Below are 899 nucleotides of genomic sequence, written 5' to 3'. Positions count from 1 at the left end.
GAACTGGCCAGGAGTCAGCTTGCCTTCGGGGTTGGCGACCTCGGCCCTGACCGTCACCAGCCGGCTGGTCGGGTCGATCTTCGGGTCGATACCGCGAATGGTGCCGGCGAACGGCAGCTCGCCGTCGCCAATGCCCAGCCGCACCGTCTGGCCGATCTTCAGCAGCGGAAGCTGCTGTTCGGGAACCGAGAAATCGGCCCGCATCGTTTCCAGATCCTGCAGGGTGGCTACGGAAGTGCCGGGTGAGAGATACTGGCCGAGATCGATCCTGGGGATACCCACTGTGCCGCCGAAGGGCGCGGTCAGCAGCTTCTGCTCGAGCACCGCCTGAAGCCTGTTGACCTGTGAAGTGGAGGCCGATGCGGCTGCGCGCGCCGAGTCGAGGGTCGATTCCGAGCCGACACCGCGTTTCTGCAATTCAAGGGCGCGTGTCAACGCTGTCTGGTCGAGCGCCGCTTGCGCCTTCGTCGCATCGAGATCGGCGCGCTCGGCGGCATCGTCGAGCTGAAGGAGAACCGCGTTGGCTTCAACCTTCTGATTGGCGTGAAATAGGATGTCCTTGACGATTCCGGCGGTTTCGACGGTTAGATCGACGCCGCGGACCGCACTGACAGTGCCGATCGCCTCGACGCCCGGCGTCCACTCCGTCGGCTTGACGATCATCGTCGACACGGTCGCGGCAGGCGGTTTCATCGTGGCGAAGAATTGCTGCATTGCATTGTCGCGGAACAAATTGAAGCCGACGATGCCGCCGCACACCAGCACGAGCAGAATGAGGGCAATGATGAAACGCTTGATCACGAACAGTCCCCTTGGCCATGGCCCGGCATAACAGTCGGATGACCGAAACACATACCTGTGACTGGTCCCGATTTCAAATGACGGCGATCTTACTGTAC

At 62.0% G+C, this 899-nt stretch carries 1 protein-coding gene; it reads right to left on the bottom strand.

The window, feature by feature from the left end; translation table 11 throughout:
• The coding region (locus EOA86_RS36465) for an efflux RND transporter periplasmic adaptor subunit (RefSeq protein WP_128345821.1) at window positions 1–807 on the bottom strand (807 nt) is incomplete at its 3' end.
• Window positions 808–899: the final 92 nt, after the last annotated feature.

It is taken from the genome of Mesorhizobium sp. M5C.F.Ca.IN.020.32.2.1 (assembly GCF_004023105.1).
GTDB lineage: Bacteria > Pseudomonadota > Alphaproteobacteria > Rhizobiales > Rhizobiaceae > Mesorhizobium > Mesorhizobium wenxiniae.
This window is presented reverse-complemented; position numbering and strand designations above follow the sequence as displayed.